The sequence below is a fragment of the Shewanella sp. GutDb-MelDb genome, from assembly GCF_002836075.1.
Classification (GTDB): Bacteria; Pseudomonadota; Gammaproteobacteria; order Enterobacterales; family Shewanellaceae; genus Shewanella.
In genome coordinates this window covers 1-22,108 of sequence record NZ_PJBM01000127.1, presented here as the reverse complement: position 1 = coordinate 22,108, position 22,108 = coordinate 1, and the positions used below count along the sequence as shown (strand labels likewise).

The window sequence follows — 22,108 nt, the reverse complement described above, 5'->3', positions numbered from 1 at the left end:
TCGTTGTAATTTTGCTAGCAGTCCGTCATCACTGTGGTGATTGTTGGCTCACCTGATGTTTGCCAGTGATACTGAAAATAGCAGTTAGTCGCTTTAACCTCTGCGGCACTAGGTTCACTTTTATCTAAAACACTTTTAGGTGCAGCAATAACGGCATAGCTAGTGGGTACGTAAATACGGTAAGCCCATTCGTTAACATCTAATCCAGCACCTTCAAATATTTCGGGTGGAGAGGAGTAATCAGATAAAAATCCACTTGCAGTAGCTGTTGCAGCCCATGGTTGATAGTTACTGCCTTTTACGCCAGAAAACTCGACCACATCAGTAAAAGTATTACCTGAAGTCATGGTTTTGGCTTTAAATAGCGATACTGCGGTTTTAATTGAACCCACGGCCCCTTTAATCACAGCAACGTTTGCATCTGATTTCATATTGATAAATTTGGGCAATGCCGTAACAGCCAAAACACCTAAAATAATAATAACGACAACCAACTCTATGAGGGTGAAGCCTGAATTGTGGGGAAGTGATGCATTTTGTTTATTCATATTCATTTTGAGTAACGCCTGGTTATTATTTACAAGTTTGTCGAGTAGCTGAATAGCTGAATAGCTATCATCTACTGTTGAAAGAGTGTGGCAATGCAGACGCAGCGTTAGTTGCTTTGTCTCAATGGCGACGCTGTTTTTGCGGCGAGTCTGTTAATTATGCCGTGCGCTTCTTTCAAGCTTGCACCGGTATCTTTGCGATAAAGCCTGATAGCAGTTAGTTTTTTACCGAGAGTAATGGCAGTTAATACTTCTTTAGATACATTGATGTTGTTATGAAAAAAAATACCGTTGTTTTTTAACAAGGAGTCAATTTTGTGTTCGATGACTCTCAACCGTTTGTCGGTTGACCTCTGTGTGTTGAAGCTAACAATCAGTATGAATAAGCCTATAATAAGTAATTCGTCCATGATATAAAATCTCCATTGTGGTATCGCACTCTCGTTAGAGAGAGTAAAGCAGTAAAGTGCTCTTTTATCCTTATTGATAAGGCGAGTATGTAACATTAACTTATGAGTCTACAAATTTAATGTGTTTACAACAAGTGTGCAGCCTCACATTCACGATACAAAAAAGCCGATAATGACATAATCATTATCGGCTTTTTTACGGTTGTCTTTCAGAGTACCAGTTGCTCAGTCTGTATTAGCTTTCGTTTTCAAGCCATTCAATATCTGACTCCACCCAAGCTAACGTGAGCTGCGCTAATGCGATATAGAACTTACCGGTATCGACATTGGCGACTTTAGCGACAAGCTTTGGTAACCAGTTAGCTAGGTAGTTGCGGATAAACAGCAGTTGCTCTTGGTGACGGCTATGCATACTGATATGTGCTATATAGGCCAATATCACCGCGAGATGATCTGCGGGCTCGGGGAACTCACTTTGCACCTGCAACTGACTCTGTTTTAAAAACTGTGTCATCTGCTGGTGCTGCTCACCAAAGAGTAATGGCTCATTGCCTTTTGTGACAGGTTTATCACTTGAGCTGTTATTTAAATAGAGGCTAGCGTATGGCGAGGCACTGTGCTTGGTACCGACTAAAAACAAACCACAATAATCAGCCGAAAGCTCGAGTAGCGCTTTGTCGCTATTAAGCTTTGCGAGTTCAGCTACCAGCACATCAACATCTGCTTTAAAATCGGGCTCACTAGCAAGTTGAGACCAAAATGCTTGTGCTTGAGTACAGGTCAATTCATGCAATGTTTTATGATCTACCTCTTTCGCAAACAATGATGAAAGTAGCTGATAAATCGTGCTTCTGACTTGATTTACGGGGTTAGCTGTTACTGCGCTCATAGTGTTATCTCAACGGGTCCGCTAAATGAACTTACAACAGGTACTTTACCTTTATACTTTTCAAATTCAACTAAACAAGTGTAAGCAGAGCACGCTTGAGCAAGCTTTGAAGTACCAATATCTTGCGTCAGAGTATTTGGATCCCCGTAGCTACACAGTGCGCCAATTTCTGCGCCGCCCTCTTTGCTGCCATCTTCGCCGACGGGACCATACCAAGCGCCTTCGTGGATACGAATAACCCCTTTAGGGAAGTTATTTGAAACCACTGCACCAGCAAGCAGCTGACCGCGGTCGTTAAACACCCGCACCACATCGCCTGCTTTTATGCCGCGTTGCTTGGCGTCATCAGGGTTTAAGTAGACGGGCTCACGCCCCTTAACAGTGTAAGTTTCACGGTACTCTTCTGACTCGCACATTTGTGAATGCAAACGCTTATCAGGGTGGCAAGACTGCATCCACATTGGGAATTTGTCTGAACCTGGACCGCCATGGCTGCGTTCTGATTTTTCCATCCAAGTCGGGTGACCTGGGCAGTCATCGTACTGGTACTGAGCTATTTTACGGCTGAAGATCTCAATTAAGCCAGAAGGAGTTCCTAAAGGATTGATCTCAGGGTCTTCTCTAAAGGCTGCGTGACGTGTCCAAGGTTTACCTTCACCGAAGTGAACGTAACCCTCTTTCCAGAACGCATCAAAGTCTGGCATGTCAAACTTACCCGCATTGGCATTTTTACAGTCAGTGTAAAGCTTGTTTAGCCAGTCACGTTCCGTCATACCACGGGTGTACTCTTTTTCTTTACCCATTAGGCGGGCAAAGCGAGTGAAAATTTCGAAATCTGACAAGCTGTCAAACAGCGGTTCAACCATCTTCTGCATCGCCAGTACACCGCGGTTAGCATAACTGCCGTAGACGTCGATGTCGTTACGCTCAAACGTGGTACACGCTGGCAGAACGATGTCTGAGAAGCGACAGGTCGCAGTCCAGTTCATATCGATAGTGACCACACACTCAAGCTTTTGGAACGCTTGCTTCATGCGGTTACGATCTTGGTGATGGTTCCAAGGGTTATTACCGGAAAAAACCATCATCTTGATATCTGGGAAGGTGACTTTTGAACCGTTAGAGTCAATGGTTTTGCCTGGTTCTAGAATGGCATCAATCCAACGCGCAACTGGTATGGTGCTGCTAGTGCCTTTAAAGTCATTGCTATCGAACAGTGGCTTTTGGTCTTCGTCCAAGTTACGTGGGAAAGCGCCAGGTGCTGCTGCACCTGATGATGGCACGCCAATGCTTGAGTAGTGGTGACCATAGCTAATACCGCCGCCAGGTAGACCAATTTGGCCTGTCATAGTGGCAAGTACCGCTGCCATCCAATAAGGTTGTTCGCCGTGCTGCTGGCGTTGAATACACCAGCCCATGAGCATTTGAGTGCGACCTTTAGTCATCACTTTTGCGAGATCGCGGATGATCTCAGCGGAAACTCCTGTGATCTCAGCAGCCCATTCAGGTGTCTTCTCTACACCATCAGTTTCGCCTTGGATATAGGGTAGGAATCTATCGAATCCTAAGCTGTATCCTTCAATGAATTTAGTGTCATGCAGATTTTTAGCCACCATTTCATGGGCGATACCTAGCATTAATGCCACATCAGTTTGTGGATTAACATACAGCTGCTCACAGCCTAAATACTGCTGCGTTTTGGTGACAACAGGATCGATACTGATAACGCGTATTTCACCCTTAGCCACTTTCTCTTTCAGCTGCGCAAGGTAAGCGTATGACTCATGCGTTTCAGCGTTCCAACCCACTTGTAAGTTCTTGTACGGATCGTTTGACCATAAAATAATGGTCTTAGAATTTTCAAGAATAAGCGGCCATGATGTGCCTTGGGCATACACTTCGGTTGAACCCAAGATGTAAGGCAAAATGGTTTGTCCTGCCCCTGTTGAGTAGTCGCCAACCTTTTTAACGAAGTTGCCATGCATGCCTACGGCGCGTTGCATATGGCTCGTGCTTGAGTGCAGCTGGCCTGTTGCGCGCCAGCCAGTTTGGCCAGCATGTAGCCCTGATGGACCATATTTAGTTTGTACTTCATCAAGCGAGTCTTTAAACAAAGACAGCGCTTTATCCCATGTCACTCGCACAAAGCGGAAGTCGCCTCGTTGCGTGGTATCGCTTTTGTGACCCTTGAGTAAGAAGTCTAAGCGCACCATAGGGTAGCGTACACGCGACGGGTTATAGACCAAGCCTTTAACACCGTTAATCATGTCGGTTGGATACTTGTCTCTTTCAAATGGAATGACTTGATCTATCACGCCATTTTTGCGCTTCATTTTAAAAGCACCAAAGTGCGATCCTGTGGTGAGCCAACCTTCGTTAGTCTTGGCTGCTGAAGCGGCTAACGCATTCAATGGCGCAAGGACTGACGACCCGCTAAGTACAACATAAGATGTGCCGACTAAGCCTTTTAAAAAGTCTCTTCTTTTCATAATGTGATGTCCTATTAGTGAGCCGACTTATTGAAAGTTGATGAATGCTCTTGTAAGTACTTTTGCACTAAAGCTTGAGTATCTTGGTCCATATTGACGAAGGCGATCATGCCTTGGAACATACCAGGCCATGTGTTGGCGTCAAAGTGACTCTCGTCCGGTTGGGTATGGCATACGCTACAGCTGGTGCTATATGTGCTACGCGCATAATCCCAAAGTGGCTGTAGGTCGCTGAGTAGGTAGTCGGTATCTGTCCAGATTACGGTTTCTACACGTTGCCATTTAAGGCCTGTCATTGGGTCTTCTTTCTCTTCGAAGGTGGTGATTACACCCTCTTCAAGTGCTGCATCTTTGGTTAGCTGAGCCGATAGAATATTTAAGCCAAAGTCGTAGTAGATAACGCGACCTGCACCAATTTTCTTTCTCCAACCGTTGATACCAATCTTGGCGCGGTTGCCTTTAAGTTCTAACACTTTCACTTTAGTGGCGATGTTTAATGTGCCAGCCTCAACATCGGTTTTTTCGTTGAAATAAACAGGTTTAGTCAATGCTGAAAAATAGGTTTTGTTAACCTCTAAGCCGTTAACGCCGGAACCGACTTCTGCAATTAACTCTGGTGCACGAGCGGTGCCCATATCGGGAAGCTTATGGGCGATACCTTTATGACAATCAACACAGCTTTGGTCGAGTTTAGCTGCGCGTTTCATCTGCTTTTGCGCTAGCTTAGACATGCTGTCCCATTTCATTGAGTCGTAGTTGTGGCAGTTTTTACACGCTAGAGAGTTATCACGGTCGAATCGTTTCCACTCACGGCTGGCCATTTCTAGACGTTTGTCTTCGAATTTTTCAGGTGTATTGACGGTTTGCAGTAACCAGCCCCACATATCGTGAGAGGCTTCAATTTTGCGGCCAATTTTACGGCTCCAATCATGGGGTACGTGGCAATCTGGGCAGGTTGCGCGAACGCCGGAATGATTTGACCAATGCACTGTCTCTTGCAGCTCTTTATAAGGCATGCTTTCCATGCTGTGGCAGCTAATACAAAACTCTTCAGTATTTGTTGCTTGAAGTGCAGTGTTAAAACCACCCCAAAAGATAATGCCCATAATAAAGGCTGAAACACTGACTGAGCCCAGTGTGAGGTATTGTGTCGGTTTGTTTAATGTGCGCCAGATGTTAAGCAACCATCTCATAATCGCATCCTCGTAATAAGTTTAAAAAGTGGAAAAGGGGATTAGTGAGCGACAACGCCACCAAATGCTTGGATCATCCAAATGATGAAGCCATAGGTACTAACAAAAGCGATGCTTAATGCAGGAAATAAAATAAAGATGATAAAAAATAATGCTTTAAGTTCATCCTTCTTATTACTAGTGTATTTTTTTGTGGGGTTTTGATTCGTCATGACTATTTAGCTCCAGCTAACCCTTTCTTTGATGAGGCCATTATAAGGAGAGGTTGTGAACAGCGATGTGGGTAACAATGAACAAGTTAAGACAAGTTATGACAATATATGAACAGAATTATGGTGCAGTATTTTGGTAAGTTTTTATAGTTTAATATCAGGTGTTTACTGTGTTTTTAGTCAATTGGTGTAGACCCGGTTTTGGAGGCGTGAATGTCGAAGTGCAGGTTAAAACAGGATGATGGCTCAATAATAACGCCGCGCTGAAAAGTGCGCGGCTAAACGGTGATGATTAATCGACAGTATTGTGGATTACTTGCTGATGACGATATAGCTGATAAAGCCAATCCAGCTGAGGGTTAATAATCCCCAGGGTAAGTAGGGGCTGGCCGCGCGATCTTCTATATTATCCTCGACATCATGTTCGTTTTCAGTGGTACGGGCTTTAGCACGCACTTGCTGTTTTTTCTGTTTGTCGCGAACACGTGCTTTGCCTTTTTGCTGTTTTTTATACTCCGCAATGCCTTTTTCAATTCCTAGCGCAATGAGCTTCGTTTGCTCTTTAGTTTGCCCTGGTTTTTGAATTGATTTTGCCACTTTTACGGCTTCGTTTTTAGTTTCGTCTGAGATCGGCTGTGCCATATTTTATGAATGCTTAGCTAAGAATAAGCTCACTATAACATGAGCTCATTTATCATTTACTTACTTATTTTCAGCCAAAAACTCAAACAAACCCGTTTGCATATTCACGTTCCAAAAGCGCCCTGCCAAGGTCAAAGTAAGGGCGTCGTTATTAAGTTGCGCCAGACCATTGGTTTGCCATGCATGAAAGAGTGGCTGTAACTGCTGCAGTAAGCTGGCCTCTAGTTGAGAAAATTGCAGTGTTCCACCGTCTAGGCCGCGTTTAAAAATCGCATCGAGTTCGGCTGATGGATTTGGGCTCAATGCCATTCCGGGCACTTTAGTGGGGGTTGCCTCATCTATAACGTCAGTGGGTTGTGAGTGGGCTAGGTGCCAGTTGGTTAAGCTGCGGGCATTCATTACCCCATGGCCATGGATACTGCCACCTGCACCGGCGCCAAACGGTAGTATTTCGATACCGCTTTTGGCAAGTGAGTTATAGATGCTGCGTTCACGGTTGTCGCGGCGCCAGTGGCAGCTGGATAACCGTTGCCACTGGTTTGATTCGAGTAAGTTGGCGCCATAGGCGTACATCTGCGCCCGCATTTGGCTATCGGCCTGAAATTCACTTTCGTCGGTGCCAAGTATTTTGCCTTTCTCGCTAGCCCGGTCGATGCGAGTGCCGCCGAGGCCTATCAATTGATAGAGATCGACCCCATGTACACCACTGTCGATAACGGCTTGCAGATCTTGTTGCCAAATATCTAAGGTTTGGCCGGGTAGCCCAAAAATAAGATCGATGACGATACTGGCACTCGGATGTTGGCTCAACTCATTAAGGCGGCTGAGTAAGGTGTCTTTATCATCAAAGCGTCCGGCGGCTTGGCGTACATGAGTATCGAAGCTTTGCACTCCAAACGAGAAGCGGTTAAATCCGTTATCTAACGCACTGTGCCATTTGTCATCATCAAAGCCATTGAGACGGCCTTCGAGCGACACTTCGGCATTCTTTATCAATGGGAATTTGCTTATCGCTGCGCCTAACATCGCGATCTCATCGGCCTGCATATCGGTAGGCGTGCCGCCGCCAACATAGACGGTATCAAATGGCTGACTTTGGGCTAAAGGCGTGTCTGCAGCAATCCTTAACTGTTCGCAGAGGCGGCTAACATAGCGGCTAATTCGCTCAGGATTAGTGCCATTTTCAAAGAAATTACAGAAGCTACAGCGCTTACGACAAAAGGGAATATGGATATACAGTGCCCGTTGGTTACTCTTGCTGGGTTGTTGCCACCATTGATGCCAAAGTGCCGGTGTTAAGTTGACAGGGCGACTGCCACTGCGACCGGCATGGGGAACACTTTTGACTTTAAAGGCATTTTGCAATGGTTCAGGACTTGCTATGCCAGTCATGGTCGGCGTTAGGATCATCATTACTCTCAAATCGTAAAATCAATTCAAAGGCAATGATAATCATTATCAAGTAGCACTTTGGTGCGATGGATCAATATCTGTTGCTTTGCATTGTAAATCTAAGCTTTGGATGTTGTGTTTGCGAGTAGAAGTTATCGCACTCTAATAAAACTATTTTGTACCAAGTAATCAATAAAGGGTTCTGACTTTACATGCTTAAACTTAAGTGGTGCGACCAACCCGCCAAATAATGAGATCCCGCCGCCCAAGAGTACTGGAATAGTGGTGATAATCAGCTCATCAATCAAATCTTCTTTTAAGAAGCTCTGTATGGTCAAACCGCCATCAATATAGAGGTTGTTGTAACCTTGACCGTGTATTTTCGTCATGACCTCTGTCAGTGGGCCTTTCACTAAAAACACTTTATCTTCGAGTCTTGCCGGTACCGCCTTCATGGTATTGCTGAGCACAAATACGGGTTTAGTATAGGGCCAGTCAATACCGAAGCTGAGAACGGTTTCTAGGGTATTTCGGCCGATGACTAACGCCTGTACTCGCTCGATAAAAGCGTTGTAACCGAGATCAGAATTATCAGGGTTTGGGATTTCATGGAGCCAATCGACTTTATTGTCTTTGTCTGCAATGAAACCATCGAGACTGGTGGCGATAAAAACGATATTGGTCATGGTATGTCTCCAGTATAGAAAGCTAACGCTTTGAGCTGAAAAGTATTATAGATGAAGGTAAAAATTGATGCTGTAAGAGAGTGCCATTAATGATGTTGTTCTGGTTTATGTCGTGGAAAATTCATTTTTCAGATTTCCTATGCTGGCACTTCATCGTCATGGATGATGATTTTTAGCTTAATTTGTTTTTTAAGATGAGCCACCAAAGAAACTTAAAGGCTTCTATTATTTAAGTGCACTTAATGATTGTAATGGCAATTCTCAGCGGTGTTATTTAACAATCATTAGCCAGCTAACGTTCTGGACTTACTCTTTTTTTCGAAGTTTTGAGCGCTAATTAAACGACTTGTCGAAAGGGAGTTAATGATGAAAAAAATCGCACTTATTCAAGAGTCTCCTTACGTTCTTGATAAAAAACGTACCATAGAAAAAGCTGTAGAGATCATTAATTCCGTCTCCGCCAAAGGGGCTGAACTGATTGTTTTTCCAGAGGCATTCATAGCAGGATACCCTGCTTGGATATGGCGGCTTAGACCTGGTGGTGACTGGGGGATCAGTGAAGAGCTACATGTTAGATTACTCAAAAATGCGATTGATTTAAGTTCGGACGATCTCAACCCTATGCTAGAAGCAGCCAAAGACAATAGCGTTACAGTCGTATGTGGTATTAACGAACGAGATAATGCTAATAGCCAATCCACAATATATAACTCAGTAATAACCATTGATACTCAAGGTCAAATTATCAATCATCATCGAAAACTCATGCCCACAAACCCAGAGCGAATGGTATGGGGGTTTGGAGATGGGCATGGTTTAAATGTTATTGATACTCCAGTCGGTAGAATTGGTAGCCTAATATGCTGGGAAAATTATATGCCTCTGGCAAGGTACTCTCTATATTCGCAAGGGATAGAAATATATATTGCACCAACCTATGACAGTGGTGATGCTTGGACTGGCACTATGCAGCACATTGCTCGGGAGGGTAAGTGTTGGGTTTTATCTTGTGGTGTTGCTTTAGAGCGAAAAGATTTACCTACGGACTTTCCAAATATAGATGAAATTTACCCGGCTGATGAAGAATGGATTAACCCCGGAGATTCGCTTGTGGTATCGCCTAGCGGTGAAATAGTGTCAGGGCCATTATCTAAAGAGAAAGGCTATATCATTTTGGATATTGATGTTGATTTGGCCTCAACTTCTAAGCGTGCTTTGGATGTCGCAGGGCACTACTCAAGACCTGATGTATTTAAACTGGAAGTAGACAAGACTAGACAATCACCCATTCACTTTAAAAACAGTCGTTAACAAGGTGCTGCAGCTGGACTGGCATTATTGCTACTTCATATACTTCAGTCTGTTTTATCTATTACTCGTTTTGCTAAATCTAAAACGCACCGAGTCGGTGCGTTTGGCCAGCTCAAAACTAGCCTTGCTTATCCAAGGCTACCGTTATCATTTTAAGCTCGGCTTAACGAGTTGCTGAGAAAGCGCTGTGGTAGTTTACGATGCCGCGAGGCTCTTTATCGGAGAAGGTCAGTTGCAGAAAATAGGCTGCTGGCACGCCCTCAAGTACGATTAAAGCATTTGCCGTAAAGCCAAAACGACTGTAAAAATCGGGCTCGCCTAGCAATACGCAACCGTTAGCACCGAGCTTTTTTAGTTCGCTCAATGCTTCACTTATCAAGCTTGAACCGATGGCTTTATCTTGATAGTCAGGCCTGACCGAAATAGGGCCAAGACCATACCAGCTTACGCTGCCGTCGGAGATAGTCACTGGCGACAGCGCGACATGGCCAATAATCTCGCCATTTGTTTCTGCAACTAAAGACACACTCAATGCGCTTGCTTCTCTTAGGCGACGAACAATAAAGTGCTCGGTATGTGTTGAATGCTCGACATTAATAAAAGCGAGCTGAGTTAACGTATCAATGGCGTCGATATCGGCTTCGCACTCTTTGCGATAATTGATCCGCATGACCTTTTCAGCGTTGATGTTATTGGTTGTCCGGTTAAATTTATAGAGCGTCATCATCCACCCATTTAGTTCGATATCAATAAATACCTATAAGTTGTTGATATTGATTCTAGAACAAACTCTGACATATTGTTTATACCAATTACTTTAAATACTGCTTATAAAGCGGCTTTAAACTTTTTAGGAAGCGTAGTTTAAAATAATAGTGGTGTCAGCTGCCCGGGCTCATTCACTACAATAGGATCGTATTGCCAAACCTGCCTTATGGTTACAGGGGTTAACGCCTCGTGCGGTGGCCCATCACTGACAACTTCTCCTTGTTGTAAAATCACCAATCTGTCGGCATAGCGTGATGCTTGATTAAGGTCATGAAGTACCACTACGACGGCATAATTTTGTTCATAAGCTAACGATTTTACCAGCTTTAATACTCTGTGCTGCTGGGCTAAATCCAGTGCAGAGGTGGGTTCATCCAACAGTAAAATTGGCGGCTTATCTGATTGAGCTAACTGGGTTAATACTCGGGCTAATTGCACTCGCTGTTTCTCGCCGCCCGAGAGCGTAGGGTAGCTGCGGTATTTTAAGTGGCTCAAGGCAACCTGTTCCAATTGTGCATCAATCAACTGCTCACCTTGTCGCTGGTTGAGCGTTAACGGATATAGCCCCATTTCGACTACTTGATGAACTTGAAATGGAAACGTCAGTGAGGCGTGTTGTGGCAGTACCGCTAACAATTTTGCCAGTTTTTGCCTATTCCACATCGTCAGTGGTTGCTGGTGAATGTTAATCCGGCCTGCTTCAAGCTCAATTTCCTGGCATAAGCTTTTTAGTAAGGTTGATTTACCGGCCCCATTAGGTCCTAAAAGGGCAGTGACTTCGCCGGCTTTTAATCTGAGGTTTATGTCGGTTAATACTGGTTTTTGACCAATACGCACTGAAAGATGCTCGATCTCTATGACTGTAGTTCTGCTTGCATTCGATAGATGATCCGCTATACCCGCTGGCTGTGACTGAGTTGAATAATTCATTTAGACCAACTTACTGCGTTGTTTGAGTAATAACACGATGAAGAATGGCGCGCCGATAAGCGCTGTGACCAGCCCCACGGGTAGTTCTGATGGCGCAACAATGGCGCGAGCACCGATATCGGCCAGCACGAGTAATGCAGCGCCGAGTATGGCACTGAGTGGCAGTAGCTGTTTATGATCAGGCCCCACCATCATCCTTACTAAATGCGGCACGACTAGGCCGATAAAGCCAATAATGCCAGTGGCGGCAACCGATATTCCCACGCCAATAGCGCAAAGTACGATGAGCTTGAGTTTTAACTTATCAACATCTAAGCCTAAATGACGCGCTTCAGCTTCACCCAGTAATAACGCATTAAGCGCCTTCGCTGAGCAGTTAAACTGCCAACTAACAACGGCTAAGGCGATCAAGCTTAATATGACGTAATGCCATTGCGCGCCGGCGATAGAACCGAGCTGCCACAGGGTGAGATCCCTCAATGCCATATCGTCGGCCATATAGGTGAGTAGACCTATGCCCGCGCCAGCAAGTGCTGCCACGGCTACGCCAGATAACAGCAGTAATACAACCGAAGTCCCGCTAGGGCTACTGGCTAAACGGTAAACCACTAAGGTGGTTATCAACCCGGCTAGAAAGGCACTGATTGCCACGGCGTATTCACCGCCTTGGGGAAACAGCACAATGCAGATAGCGGCGCCAAAAGCGGCACCTGACGACACCCCAATAATACCGGGATCTGCCAGTGGGTTTCTAAACAACCCCTGCATCACCGCGCCACACTGAGCCAGCACAGCCCCCACAGCTAACGCCAACAATGTGCGCGGTAGGCGGACTTGGTCGATCACTAACTGTTCGTGTGGGGCTACACTGCCTATATCAATTTGAGTCGCCCAGTTAATGACGGCACTGAAGCTCACGCTAGGGCTAATTTGCAGTGGACCTATGCTGACAGACATCAGGCTGGTGATGACCAAAGCGGTCAACAAACAGGGCCAAAGCCAATGACGATTATCCATTTACGAATCCCGTTAAATAATGGCGTAGTGAACAAGGTTTAGTAACGCTTTACGCTAATAAAATCGCTAGCAAGTTTATCTGCCGCTTCGATAGCACTAATTCCAAGGCCGCCTATCAGCGCTTGCGGGTTAAGATTTTGGATCTGCTCATTCTTGCCTGCGGGAGTATGTGCTAGCAGTGGCATTTTCTTCAGTAGCGAACGTACTGGGTTTTCAGTCTCTTTATCAGAGCGGTTTGAGATCAAAATGACGTCTGGTTGTAGTGCAAGAATGCCCTCTTGAGAGACACTCTTATAGCCAGAGAAACCAGCGATGTTGTTGCCACCAGCCAATTTGATAATGATATCGGCTGCGGTGTCATCGCCACCAACACGCGCAGGTCTGTCGGCCTGTAACAGTAGAAACAACACTTTAGGGGCATCGCCTTTGTTAGCAATCTGTTGTTGCTTACGCTCAAGGTCGGTAAATGATTGCTGTAGTTCGGTTTTAAGTTGCTTAGCTTGTGTTTCACGCTTTAGTAGCTGGCCCATAGCATCGATATTGCTAAACAGTTGAGTTTGAGTGTTGGCATGAGGCAGCTGCACGACATTAATCTTGGCTGAACTTAAAACATCTAAGGTCGCTTTAGGCCCCATAGCGTCAGAACCCAGCACTAGGCTTGGGCTAAGCGCTAAGATACCTTCAGCAGAAAGCATGCGATGGTAGCCAAGCTTGGCAATGTCTTCTTTGTCTTTAGGCAGTTGGCTGGTGGAATCGACTGCCACAAGTTCGTCACCCGCATCGAGGGCAAAAACCAGCTCGGTCATACCCGCGCCTGCGCTGATAACTCGCGGTGCTGATGATTGTTCATGCCCATTAACGTGCTCGCCATCATGGGCGTAGGCCGAAGAACTGATTAGCGCCAAGATACTGAAGATGGCTGTGGCGCCCATCTTAGAAGTCGTTTTAAAGCGGGTTGATAATTTAGTTTTTAAATGAGTTTTACAGTTGAACATTAAAAAGCTCCAAAATAATAAAAAGGAATGCCGTAAGCAAGTCGATATTGCTCGTTTAAGGTTGTTAGGGTTCCATCAAAATCTGGGTATTGCTGATCTGTTGCCGTTGCATTAGCGCTAACACATTCATCAGCGGTTGCACTGGCGCGGCTTTGTCGGCAGCAACAATGACTTTAGCTTTCGGGCTGGCTTTCAAGGCGCTAATAAATGCCACCTCAAAATCATCAAACTTCAGATAACTCACGCCATCAATCGCCCAGTGTGGCTGATCTGTCATGATATTTATCGCGACATGTTTATCTTGCGAAAGGGCATTTAAACTGGAATCTGCTTCGGTGGGAACATCCACTGGCAGGCTCAATAATTGCGTATTGGCGGTGAGTAAAAGAAATACCAGTACGATAAAAATGATGTCAATCAGCGGCGTTAGATCTAGGCCAGAAAGTGCAACGCTGTCATTCGTGTCACAACCAATCATCAGCTTGGCTCCGCCAGCGTTGTCGCTGATTGGCAGCTGGCTTCTTTACAGGTGGCCGCTTTGCTGCATAGTTGCGCGGCGGTATCGCTGCCGATACTTAAGGCTTGATCAAAGCCCTCAAGCCACAAATTAAGTAGGTTCAATACGTGAGTGATTTTATTGCAGCGTCTCTCGGCCCAAAGGGTCAATAGGTGCGCCATAGTGATCGCCGGAACCGCAATAATAAGACCAGCAGCTGTGGTGTTCATCGCTAAGCCAAGACCTGATGCAAGCTGCGATGGAGTGACTGGACCGTCCGATAACCCAAGCTGGTTGAACATCTCAATCAGCCCGAGCACCGTCCCTAACAGCCCAAGTAGCGGGGTGATAATTCCGATAACCTGTAATATTTTTAGGCCAGACAAGAGTTTACTTTTTTGCTTTACCAACCAGAGACTGACGATCTCTTCGCGCATTAGGCGGTTTTGATCGCTATGGCTTAGCAGTAGCGCGGTGCCTTTAGCCAGCATGCTGCGGCCTTGGCTTATCTGTGCCATTAATTGTTGGCGCTGCTCTGGGGTCGCACTGCTTGCTTGTTGGCGTAGTTGAGTCAACCAACTATCCCGTTTAGGCAACTCATATAGCACAAGCGCGAGCCGTTCGAGAATGATCATTAAGGCTACAAAAGCGCAGATAAACAGCGGCCAAGTTAGGTAGCCAAGTTGTTCTGAAAGTTGTTGGTATAAAGGCTGAGACAACCCTTGAGACAGTGATGGCGTTAGCGGTTGAGACATTTACTTTTCCTCTGCGATAAGCATTTATCGCCTGGTATTAACGGTGTTGGTGGCATGTCCCTAAAACGCACGGGTTAACTTTAATCACACTGCGATTGAAGTTAAGCGGCCTCTCACTCCTAGAAGGGCAGTTGGAATAAGCTGTGCCTAGCGCGATGGGTTTACACGCTCGGCTTGAATTCAGATTTAGTTCAGCTCAAATTTAACCGGTACTCGCACGGTATAGGCGTAAGCGGTTTGCGGTGAGGGCGCAGAAAACTGCCACTTTTCTACCGCGTTAAGCGCAGCTTTATCGAGTAATCGGTAACCTGAACTATCCACCAAGGTGAGTGACATTTGCTCGCCGACCTGATTGAACATCACTTCGATAGTCGCAGTGCCTTGAAAACCGCGTTGACGGGCTTTCTTAGGGTAATGGGGCTGAGTGGGCGGGGCGGCAAAAGTCGGCTGGTTTAGCGCAACGGATTGCTTGCTTACCCCTTGCTTGGCCTCTGCTTGAACTTGATTGTGAGCCCATTGCTGGCTGCTCTGCTTCTTCGGCTGTTTCTCAACAACCTTTTCACCTTTGCTAGCTAGCTTTTTTGGGGTTTCCGTCGGCGGTTGCTTGGCAACGGGTTTACGCTTAGCCGCGATTTTTGCTATCGGTTTTATAGCCGTCTTTACGACGGGCTTTGGCTCAAGCTTTTTAACCGCCTTAGCCTTAGGTTTAGCCGTTTCACTTGCTGGCGCTTGGCTGGCTTGCATCGCAATAGACAGATTAACCGCCTGATTGGAACCCATAGCAGAGCCTGAGCTTAGCTGGATTGTTGCTTCACTATTTTGCGAGGCGAGTACACCACCTTGGATCAATAGGGTTAAGCAACCAAAAGCAAAATATCGTTTAGGAGTCATGGCCGTTTTTCTTTTTCAATCATCACTACTGCCATAACCCTGAGTGTTTTTTTATGCTGCAGTAAACTTTACAAAGCTTACAATATACATAATTTACAAAAGGTTACGCTTCATAGTTTTAACAAGTTACCAATACGATATACGAATCTTAAGAAGATCGCAAATGATAATGATTTTCATTTGATCTATGTTTTTTTCTCAGGTAAAGTGCCGAAAATAATAGAAAGGGTGTTCGAATCTACGCAATTAATGGACTAACTGAGTTGTTGTCGCTACCCCATAAACTTACTTTGAGGATTGAAACATGAACAAGAAGCCGCTCGTCGTCGCTATGGCAATGGCTCTTAGCTCCAGCGTATATGCAGAGCAAGTACAGCAAGTTACCGAATTTGATGAAGTATTGGTCTCGGCCACTCGCGTGAGTGAAAAAGTGTCTGAAACCAGCCGCTCTGTCGCAGTGATCTCTGAAGAGCAGTTGCAGGAACAACAACCTGCATCGGTTGCGCAGGCGCTTAAGAATGTAGCCAATGTTAATGTTTCAAATGGCCCTCGCGCATCATCTCAAGGGGTTGAAATTCGTGGTTTAGGCGGGCAGCGAGTATTGCAAACAATTGATGGTGCACGCCAAAATACCAGTTCTGGTCATCGGGGCACTTACTTTATGGACCCTGAACTACTCAGTTCCGTTGAAGTGGTGCGTGGCCCTGCAAGTAGCCTTTGGGGCAGCGGTGCCATTGGCGGTGTTGTGGCGCAAAATACTAAATCTGCACAGGATTTTCTGGAAGAGGAAGACACCTTTGGTGGCTATATCAAGCAAGGTTTCGAAACCAACGGCGATCGTGCTAAAACCAGTGGTGCAATCTATGGCTTAGCAGATACTGCTGATGCTGGAAGCGTTGATTGGTTGCTAAACGGCAGTTATTACGACAGCAACAACATCAAAGTGGGTAATGATCAGACGCTTGAAAACAGTGCTTCAGAGGGAACTAGCGGCTTGGCTAAATTTGGTTGGCAACCGTCCAATGATCAACGTCTGCAACTTTCTACCCGTTTTTCTAAAATTGATGAACTGGTGCCGAGTAATCCGACGACGGATGTCGGCAGTTCAGTGCCTTTGGTTAAGCGCAAAACCAATGATCAAAATGTGACCTTGGATTACAGCTTAAACCCAACGGATAATCACTATCTCGATCTTAATGCTACCTTCTATTGGAATGGTACCGATTACGATGAAGACAGGGTTACTAAAAACCAAGTTGATAGCACCGAATACGACACGCTTGGATTTAGTATCAATAATAGCTCTAAATTTGCCAATACCGTGCTGACTTATGGTGTTGATGGTTACAAAGATTCAATTAAAACAGTACGTGATGACAGCGGTCAAACTGGCCAACGCCCGAATGATATTGACGGCGAAACCACGGTCTGGGGCGCCTTTACCCGCGCCGATATCAGCTTAAGTGAAAACTGGTCTGTTGACGCCGCAGTGCGTTACGACGCGTTTACAAATGAAAGTAACAACCTTAATGCGCAATCTGATGACAATGCATTTTCGCCGTCAATAGGATTGGTTTGGACCACCACCGAATGGTTAACCCTAAGCGCGCGATTTGACCAAGCGTTCCGTGCCCCAAGTATTGAAGAGATGTACTCAACCGGTACGCATTACTGTATCCCTCCTATCCCGGGATTCTTGCCTGGTGGGCTATGTAATACTTTTGAAATCAATCCAGATTTGCAAGCTGAAAAAGCCCAGAACAAGGAGATTAAAGCTGATCTTCGTTTCACTGAACTTGCCGGAGATGATGAACTCGCAATGACATTAAGCGTGTTTAGAAACGATGTTGATGATTTTATCGAGCAATCTGTTTCTAACCCATTGATGGGCATTCCTGGCTTTGAGCAAACAACCTCATGGGACAATGTTGATGAAGCTAAACTCACAGGTTTTGAATTTACTACTCGTTACCGTTATGAGCAGACACGTGTCACCTTAAACTATGGTCAAACCGAAGGTAAAGATAAGACGGAAGGAGATTACCTCACTAACGTTCCAGCTAAAAAGCTAGGGTTCGACTTGTCGCAAGCCATCATGGAAGGTGACATGAAGTTTGGTACTCGTTTTACCTACGTAGCAGAGCAAGATCAGTTGCCTAGTGATTACACTGAGTCATACGATTCTTACAAACTGTGGGATCTGTACGTGGCATGGGAACCTGCCATGGGCACTTTTGAAGGGTTAAGAGTCGACTTTGCAGTAGAAAATATCGGTGATGAGCAATATCAACAAGCGTGGCAAACCCTGTATGAACAGGGACGGAACTATAAATTGTCGGCGCGTTATAGCTTCTAAACAAAGCTAAACAATTAACCCTGAGGCTAACAGCAATGATTAGCCTCTTTGCCATTTTAATATTTTGGAGATATTCCATGTCAATGACCATTGAAACCATCCGCCAGCATTTAATCGATAACCCCGCGGCAATGCCCAGCCAAATTGCCGTAGAACTCAACATTAGTGAGTTTGAAGTGGTGTCAGCATTGCCGGTCGATCAGCTTGCGCTACTGCCTATCACTGAAAAAGACAGCTTATTAACGTCGCTGCCAGAGTGGGGCAACATGACCACGATTGTGTCAGTATCTGGCAGTATCTTTGAGTTTAAAGGTGCTTTCCCGAAAGGGAAGTATGCCCATGGTTATTACAATCTCATCACTAAAGGCGAGGGACTACACGGGCATTTAAAGCTGGATGACATTAGTGCAATAGCATTGATAAGCAAACCGTTTAGAGGTAGCGAGAGCCATTCCATTAACTTCTTTGGTGCCAAAGGCGAAGTGGTGTTTAAAGTGTATTTAGGCAGAGATAAGAAGCGAGTGTTATTGCCTGAGCAAGTGGCCCGCTTTAATGCGCTTAAAGCAGAGTTACAAATCGCTACCGCCTAGAACCTCGCCGGTCGTCAATATGACCTAGCACCTGATATGTGGCATCTAGCCCCTTAAAAAATAAGAGAGCCGAGCAATGACTACTGTAAAAGAGCAAAGATTACGTGAGAAACTATTACCTGAAATAGAAGCGTTTAAAGCTGCCCGTTCAACCCTGCAGTTAGCGACCCAAGATGCCAATGGCGTGCCCAATGCCAGCTATGCGCCTTTTGCCTTGGCTGACGATGGTTTTTATATTCTGGTCAGTGAGCTTGCACGCCATGGCACTAACCTTAAAGCATCTAATAAGCTGTCTGTTATGTTGCTTGAAGATGAAGCAGAGGCAAAGTCAGTATTTGCCCGTAAGCGACTGACCTTTGATGCCACAGCAGAGCTTGTTGCACGAGATAGCGAGACCTTTACCAAAGGCGTAGCGGCATTGTCTGCCCGCTTTGGCGAGATGATTGATAATTTAGCGGCCCTGACCGACTTTAACTTGTTTAAACTTAACCCTCATCATGGATTATATGTAAAAGGATTTGGCCAAGCCTTTAGTCTTTCTGGTTCAGAGCTTTTAGATGTCAATTGGAAACGTGACGGCCACCATGGCACGCCTAAAGCGGAACTTGCTGACACGATAAGCTAATGACGAATGCGGCAAATGCCGTGCAGAGATAAGCCTTAAGCGCAAGTTTAGAGGAACATACTCTCATACAAAGCTTTTCTATAAACATTGCCCGCTCTCATGCGGGTTTTGTTATTCTAATGTTGTTTACATTCAAATTTAGGACACTTCATTGAGCCAATCAGCATCTTCTGTCTCATCAAAGACCGCCGAGACCACTGCGCCAAGTCAAGCGCTGCTTGAAAACACTGCGACGAATAAGCCACATGTTAGCCATCGCGCTGTTTTGCCATGGATTGGTGCTTTTTTAAAACCCTATCGCGTTAAGGTGATAGCCGCGATCATCTTCCTCTTTATTGGTTCACTCGCTTGGCTGTCACTGGGTCAAGGCGTGCGCTTAATGGTCGATGAAGGCTTTTTGCAAGACAATGGCTCACGCCTTAATGAAATTATTCTGCTGGTGGTTGGGATCACCGCCCTCAGCAGTAGCGCCATTTTTTGCCGTTTCTACTTAATGACTTGGTTAGGTGAACGCGTTAGCGCCGATATTCGTTTGAAAGTGTATGACCATCTACTCAAGCTCTCGCCTGGATTTTATGCAAAACTGCGCACCGGTGAGGTTATTTCACGTTTTACGGCCGATTCTACGCTGTTGCAATCGGTGGTAGGACAAAGTTTGTCGATGGCACTGAGAGCCAGCGTGACTGTGATTGGTGGCATTGTCATGATGGCAATAACCAGTCTTAAAATGACAGGATTAGTGTTACTCGCAGTCCCAATGGTGTTGGGCCCTATCTTCTTTTTCGGCCGTAAGGTGCGCGACTTGTCGCGTAAAAGCCAAGACAAAGTGGGTGACTTAGGCGCTTATGTTGATGAAACACTACATGAGATCCACACCGTGCAGGCCTATTCCCATGAAGACAGAGATCGAGCGCTATTCAATGAGCGGGTTGAAGCGATTATGGACGCCGCTAAAGGGCGAATAAAGTATCGCTCTATTTTAATTTCGTTAGTGATGTTTTTGAGCATCTTGGCGATAGCGTTAGTCACCTGGGTTGGTGCCCACGATGTGATGAATGGCAGTATCACCAGCGGTGAGCTATCAGCCTTTATGTTTTATGCGGTAATGGTGGCAGGTTCTGTGGCAACCATTAGCGAAGTGATCGGCGAAATTCAACGCGCTGCTGGTGCAACTGAACGCCTTATTGAGTTAGTGGAAACTCCGATTGATATTCCGACTGTAGCCGAACCGCTGTCTTTACCTGCAGTGGTGCGCGGCGAACTGCAGTTAAAGCAGGTACGATTTGCTTACAGCAATATTCGCGAGGGCGGCATTGAGCATGACGGAGAGAGTGATGTCATCCAAGGCTTGGATATTCACATCAAGCCAGCCGAACGTGTAGCATTGGTCGGGGCGAGCGGCGCCGGTAAAAGTACCTTGTTCGAACTACTGCAACGTTTCTATGAGTTAAAAAGCGGTAACATTGAACTAGACGGCGTTGATATCGCCAAATTAAGCCCTCAATCCTTGCGCCAGCAATATGCCTTGGTGCCACAAGAGTCGGTTATTTTTGCCAGCAGTGTACTGGAAAACGTGCGTTATGGACGTTTGGATGCCACCGAAGCTGAAGTGAAACAAGCCTGTATTGCCGCCAGAGCCGATGAGTTTATAGCTGAGTTTACCGACGGCTATCAAACCTATCTAGGTGAACGTGGTGTTCGTTTATCTGGTGGGCAAAAGCAACGCATCGCTATTGCTCGCGCTATTCTTGCCGATCGACCGATTTTACTGCTGGACGAAGCCACGAGTGCACTCGACGCCATCAGTGAGCAAAAGGTAAAACAAGCGCTAGACAGGCTAATGGTGAATAAAACCACTTTGATTATTGCCCATCGATTGGCAACGGTTATCAATGCTGATCGTATCTTAGTGCTCGAGAAGGGGCTAGTAGTGGCAAGTGGCACGCACAAAGAGTTAATGCAAAGCAGTGAGCTTTATCGTGAGTTTGCCAGTCTACAGCTACTTACAGATGATGCTGCAACGATTTAAAAAAGATTGCTGGTGAACTTTATTTTGGTGGTAAACGTACTGGTTTTTAACGCGTTTATCGCTAAGCCTTAATCGCAAACCTTAATCACCAAAATCGAAAGGGAATTATTTATGCGACTTTCAATGTCTTTACGTAAGTGCTCATGCCTGCGGTCAATTAAACACTTTGTAAGCAAATCACTACTGGTGTTAAGCGTTTTGCTATTGTCAGCATGTACCAGTTTGCCCAAAGGTATTGAAGCAGTAAATGATTTTGAGTTACCAAAATACTTAGGTACTTGGTATGAAATCGCCAGGCTCGATCATAGCTTTGAGCGCGGATTATCTCGGGTGACTGCAGAATACGAGATGAAAGATGATGGTGGCGTTAAAGTCACTAATCGCGGCTTTTCTGAAGCAAAGCAAAGCTGGAAAGATGCCGAGGGCAAAGCTTACTTTGTTGATGCTACTGATATTGGTCATTTAAAAGTATCTTTCTTTGGGCCATTTTATGGTTCGTACGTGGTGTATGAGCTTGATAAAGAGGGTTACCAATATGCCTTTATTACCAGTTATAACCGTGATTACCTTTGGTTTCTATCACGTACCCCAGAGGTGAGTGATGCGCTTAAACAGCAGTTTACCGAGCAGGCTAAGCGGCTTGGGTTTAGTATTGAGCAGATTATTTGGGTTAAACAGGTTTAGGTTTATGCAAGCGTGCATGAAATTACTCTGCTTTTAAAAAAGTCAAAGTCGTGGCGCTTCGCTCACACCCGAGCAAGAAGGACTGCTCGTCCTTATCCTCCTTGCATCCACCATGACGCCCCGACGAAGTTACATGCATTGAGTACAGACCCCATAGTCCAACAAAAATCGCCTAACGGCTCAGATGGGACATCCATGTC

The 22,108-nt window shown here is 45.5% G+C and carries 22 protein-coding genes; 6 read left to right on the top strand and 16 right to left on the bottom strand.

What is annotated here, in order from left to right:
- Positions 1-14: 14 nt before the first annotated feature.
- The 9 genes from CXF82_RS03960 to CXF82_RS03920 form a co-directional block, all read right to left on the bottom strand.
- Entirely contained in the window at positions 15-554 is a 540-nt protein-coding gene (locus CXF82_RS03960) for a type II secretion system protein (RefSeq protein WP_269801702.1), read from the bottom strand.
- 101 nt (positions 555-655) lie between these two features.
- Positions 656-958, bottom strand: a complete 303-nt coding sequence (locus tag CXF82_RS03955) for a hypothetical protein (RefSeq protein WP_102043701.1) — start codon at positions 956-958, stop codon at positions 656-658.
- A 235-nt stretch (positions 959-1,193) separates the two neighbouring features.
- Entirely contained in the window at positions 1,194-1,847 is a 654-nt protein-coding gene (gene torD / locus CXF82_RS03950; RefSeq protein WP_102043700.1) for a molecular chaperone TorD, read from the bottom strand.
- Positions 1,844-4,336: a trimethylamine-N-oxide reductase TorA gene (gene torA / locus CXF82_RS03945; protein ID WP_102043699.1), complete on the bottom strand. Its 2,493-nt coding sequence runs from the start codon at positions 4,334-4,336 to the stop codon at positions 1,844-1,846. The genes torD and torA overlap by 4 nt, the downstream gene beginning before the upstream one ends.
- A gap of 14 nt (positions 4,337-4,350) precedes the next feature.
- Complete coding sequence (gene torC / locus CXF82_RS03940; protein ID WP_101091421.1) at positions 4,351-5,529, bottom strand: pentaheme c-type cytochrome TorC; 1,179 nt, start codon at positions 5,527-5,529, stop codon at positions 4,351-4,353.
- Positions 5,530-5,570: 41 nt separating this feature from the next.
- The gene (gene torE, locus CXF82_RS03935) at positions 5,571-5,741 is read right to left on the bottom strand and encodes a trimethylamine N-oxide reductase system protein TorE (protein ID WP_101091422.1); all 171 of its coding nucleotides are present in this window, start codon (positions 5,739-5,741) and stop codon (positions 5,571-5,573) included.
- 312 nt (positions 5,742-6,053) lie between these two features.
- Positions 6,054-6,383, bottom strand: coding sequence for a DUF2956 domain-containing protein (locus CXF82_RS03930; RefSeq protein ID WP_102038350.1), 330 nt, complete (start codon positions 6,381-6,383; stop codon positions 6,054-6,056).
- A 60-nt stretch (positions 6,384-6,443) separates the two neighbouring features.
- On the bottom strand, positions 6,444-7,796 hold the full coding sequence (hutW, locus tag CXF82_RS03925) for a heme anaerobic degradation radical SAM methyltransferase ChuW/HutW (RefSeq protein ID WP_257982721.1): 1,353 nt from the start codon (positions 7,794-7,796) through the stop codon (positions 6,444-6,446).
- A 131-nt stretch (positions 7,797-7,927) separates the two neighbouring features.
- On the bottom strand, positions 7,928-8,461 hold the full coding sequence (locus tag CXF82_RS03920; RefSeq protein WP_102043697.1) for a dihydrofolate reductase family protein: 534 nt from the start codon (positions 8,459-8,461) through the stop codon (positions 7,928-7,930).
- Between the two features lie 366 nt (positions 8,462-8,827).
- Between CXF82_RS03920 and CXF82_RS03915 the strand changes: the two genes are divergently transcribed.
- Positions 8,828-9,772: a carbon-nitrogen hydrolase family protein gene (locus tag CXF82_RS03915; protein ID WP_102043696.1), complete on the top strand. Its 945-nt coding sequence runs from the start codon at positions 8,828-8,830 to the stop codon at positions 9,770-9,772.
- 163 nt (positions 9,773-9,935) lie between these two features.
- Here CXF82_RS03915 and CXF82_RS03910 read toward each other — a convergent pair whose 3' ends face one another.
- The 7 genes from CXF82_RS03910 to CXF82_RS03880 all read right to left on the bottom strand — a co-directional run bounded on the left by CXF82_RS03910 (position 9,936) and on the right by CXF82_RS03880 (position 15,624).
- Positions 9,936-10,442: a GNAT family N-acetyltransferase gene (locus CXF82_RS03910; protein WP_102043714.1), complete on the bottom strand. Its 507-nt coding sequence runs from the start codon at positions 10,440-10,442 to the stop codon at positions 9,936-9,938.
- A gap of 194 nt (positions 10,443-10,636) precedes the next feature.
- Positions 10,637-11,470 carry a heme ABC transporter ATP-binding protein gene (locus CXF82_RS03905; RefSeq protein ID WP_102043695.1) on the bottom strand — a complete coding sequence of 278 codons (834 nt, stop codon included), beginning with the start codon at positions 11,468-11,470 and terminating at the stop codon, positions 10,637-10,639.
- On the bottom strand, positions 11,471-12,487 hold the full coding sequence (locus CXF82_RS03900) for a FecCD family ABC transporter permease (protein ID WP_102043694.1): 1,017 nt from the start codon (positions 12,485-12,487) through the stop codon (positions 11,471-11,473).
- A 38-nt stretch (positions 12,488-12,525) separates the two neighbouring features.
- Complete coding sequence (locus CXF82_RS03895; protein ID WP_102043693.1) at positions 12,526-13,482, bottom strand: heme/hemin ABC transporter substrate-binding protein; 957 nt, start codon at positions 13,480-13,482, stop codon at positions 12,526-12,528.
- Between the two features lie 64 nt (positions 13,483-13,546).
- Entirely contained in the window at positions 13,547-13,960 is a 414-nt protein-coding gene (locus CXF82_RS03890) for an ExbD/TolR family protein (protein WP_102043692.1), read from the bottom strand.
- Positions 13,960-14,733, bottom strand: a complete 774-nt coding sequence (locus tag CXF82_RS03885; RefSeq protein ID WP_374702352.1) for a MotA/TolQ/ExbB proton channel family protein — start codon at positions 14,731-14,733, stop codon at positions 13,960-13,962. The genes CXF82_RS03890 and CXF82_RS03885 overlap by 1 nt, the downstream gene beginning before the upstream one ends.
- Positions 14,734-14,919: 186 nt before the next feature.
- Positions 14,920-15,624, bottom strand: coding sequence for an energy transducer TonB (locus tag CXF82_RS03880; protein WP_102043691.1), 705 nt, complete (start codon positions 15,622-15,624; stop codon positions 14,920-14,922).
- 331 nt (positions 15,625-15,955) lie between these two features.
- Here CXF82_RS03880 and CXF82_RS03875 point away from each other — a divergent pair, with 331 nt between their 5' ends.
- The 5 genes from CXF82_RS03875 (at position 15,956) to CXF82_RS03855 (ending at position 21,908) form a co-directional block, all read left to right on the top strand.
- Positions 15,956-17,980 carry a TonB-dependent hemoglobin/transferrin/lactoferrin family receptor gene (locus CXF82_RS03875; protein WP_374702353.1) on the top strand — a complete coding sequence of 675 codons (2,025 nt, stop codon included), beginning with the start codon at positions 15,956-15,958 and terminating at the stop codon, positions 17,978-17,980.
- A 77-nt stretch (positions 17,981-18,057) separates the two neighbouring features.
- Positions 18,058-18,570: a heme utilization cystosolic carrier protein HutX gene (hutX, locus tag CXF82_RS03870; RefSeq protein WP_101091433.1), complete on the top strand. Its 513-nt coding sequence runs from the start codon at positions 18,058-18,060 to the stop codon at positions 18,568-18,570.
- 76 nt (positions 18,571-18,646) lie between these two features.
- Complete coding sequence (gene hutZ, locus CXF82_RS03865; protein ID WP_101091434.1) at positions 18,647-19,195, top strand: heme utilization protein HutZ; 549 nt, start codon at positions 18,647-18,649, stop codon at positions 19,193-19,195.
- Positions 19,196-19,409: 214 nt separating this feature from the next.
- Positions 19,410-21,224, top strand: coding sequence for an ABC transporter transmembrane domain-containing protein (locus CXF82_RS03860; RefSeq protein WP_257982724.1), 1,815 nt, complete (start codon positions 19,410-19,412; stop codon positions 21,222-21,224).
- A 123-nt stretch (positions 21,225-21,347) separates the two neighbouring features.
- Positions 21,348-21,908, top strand: coding sequence for a lipocalin family protein (locus tag CXF82_RS03855; protein ID WP_102043712.1), 561 nt, complete (start codon positions 21,348-21,350; stop codon positions 21,906-21,908).
- The last annotated feature ends 200 nt before the right edge of the window (positions 21,909-22,108 follow it).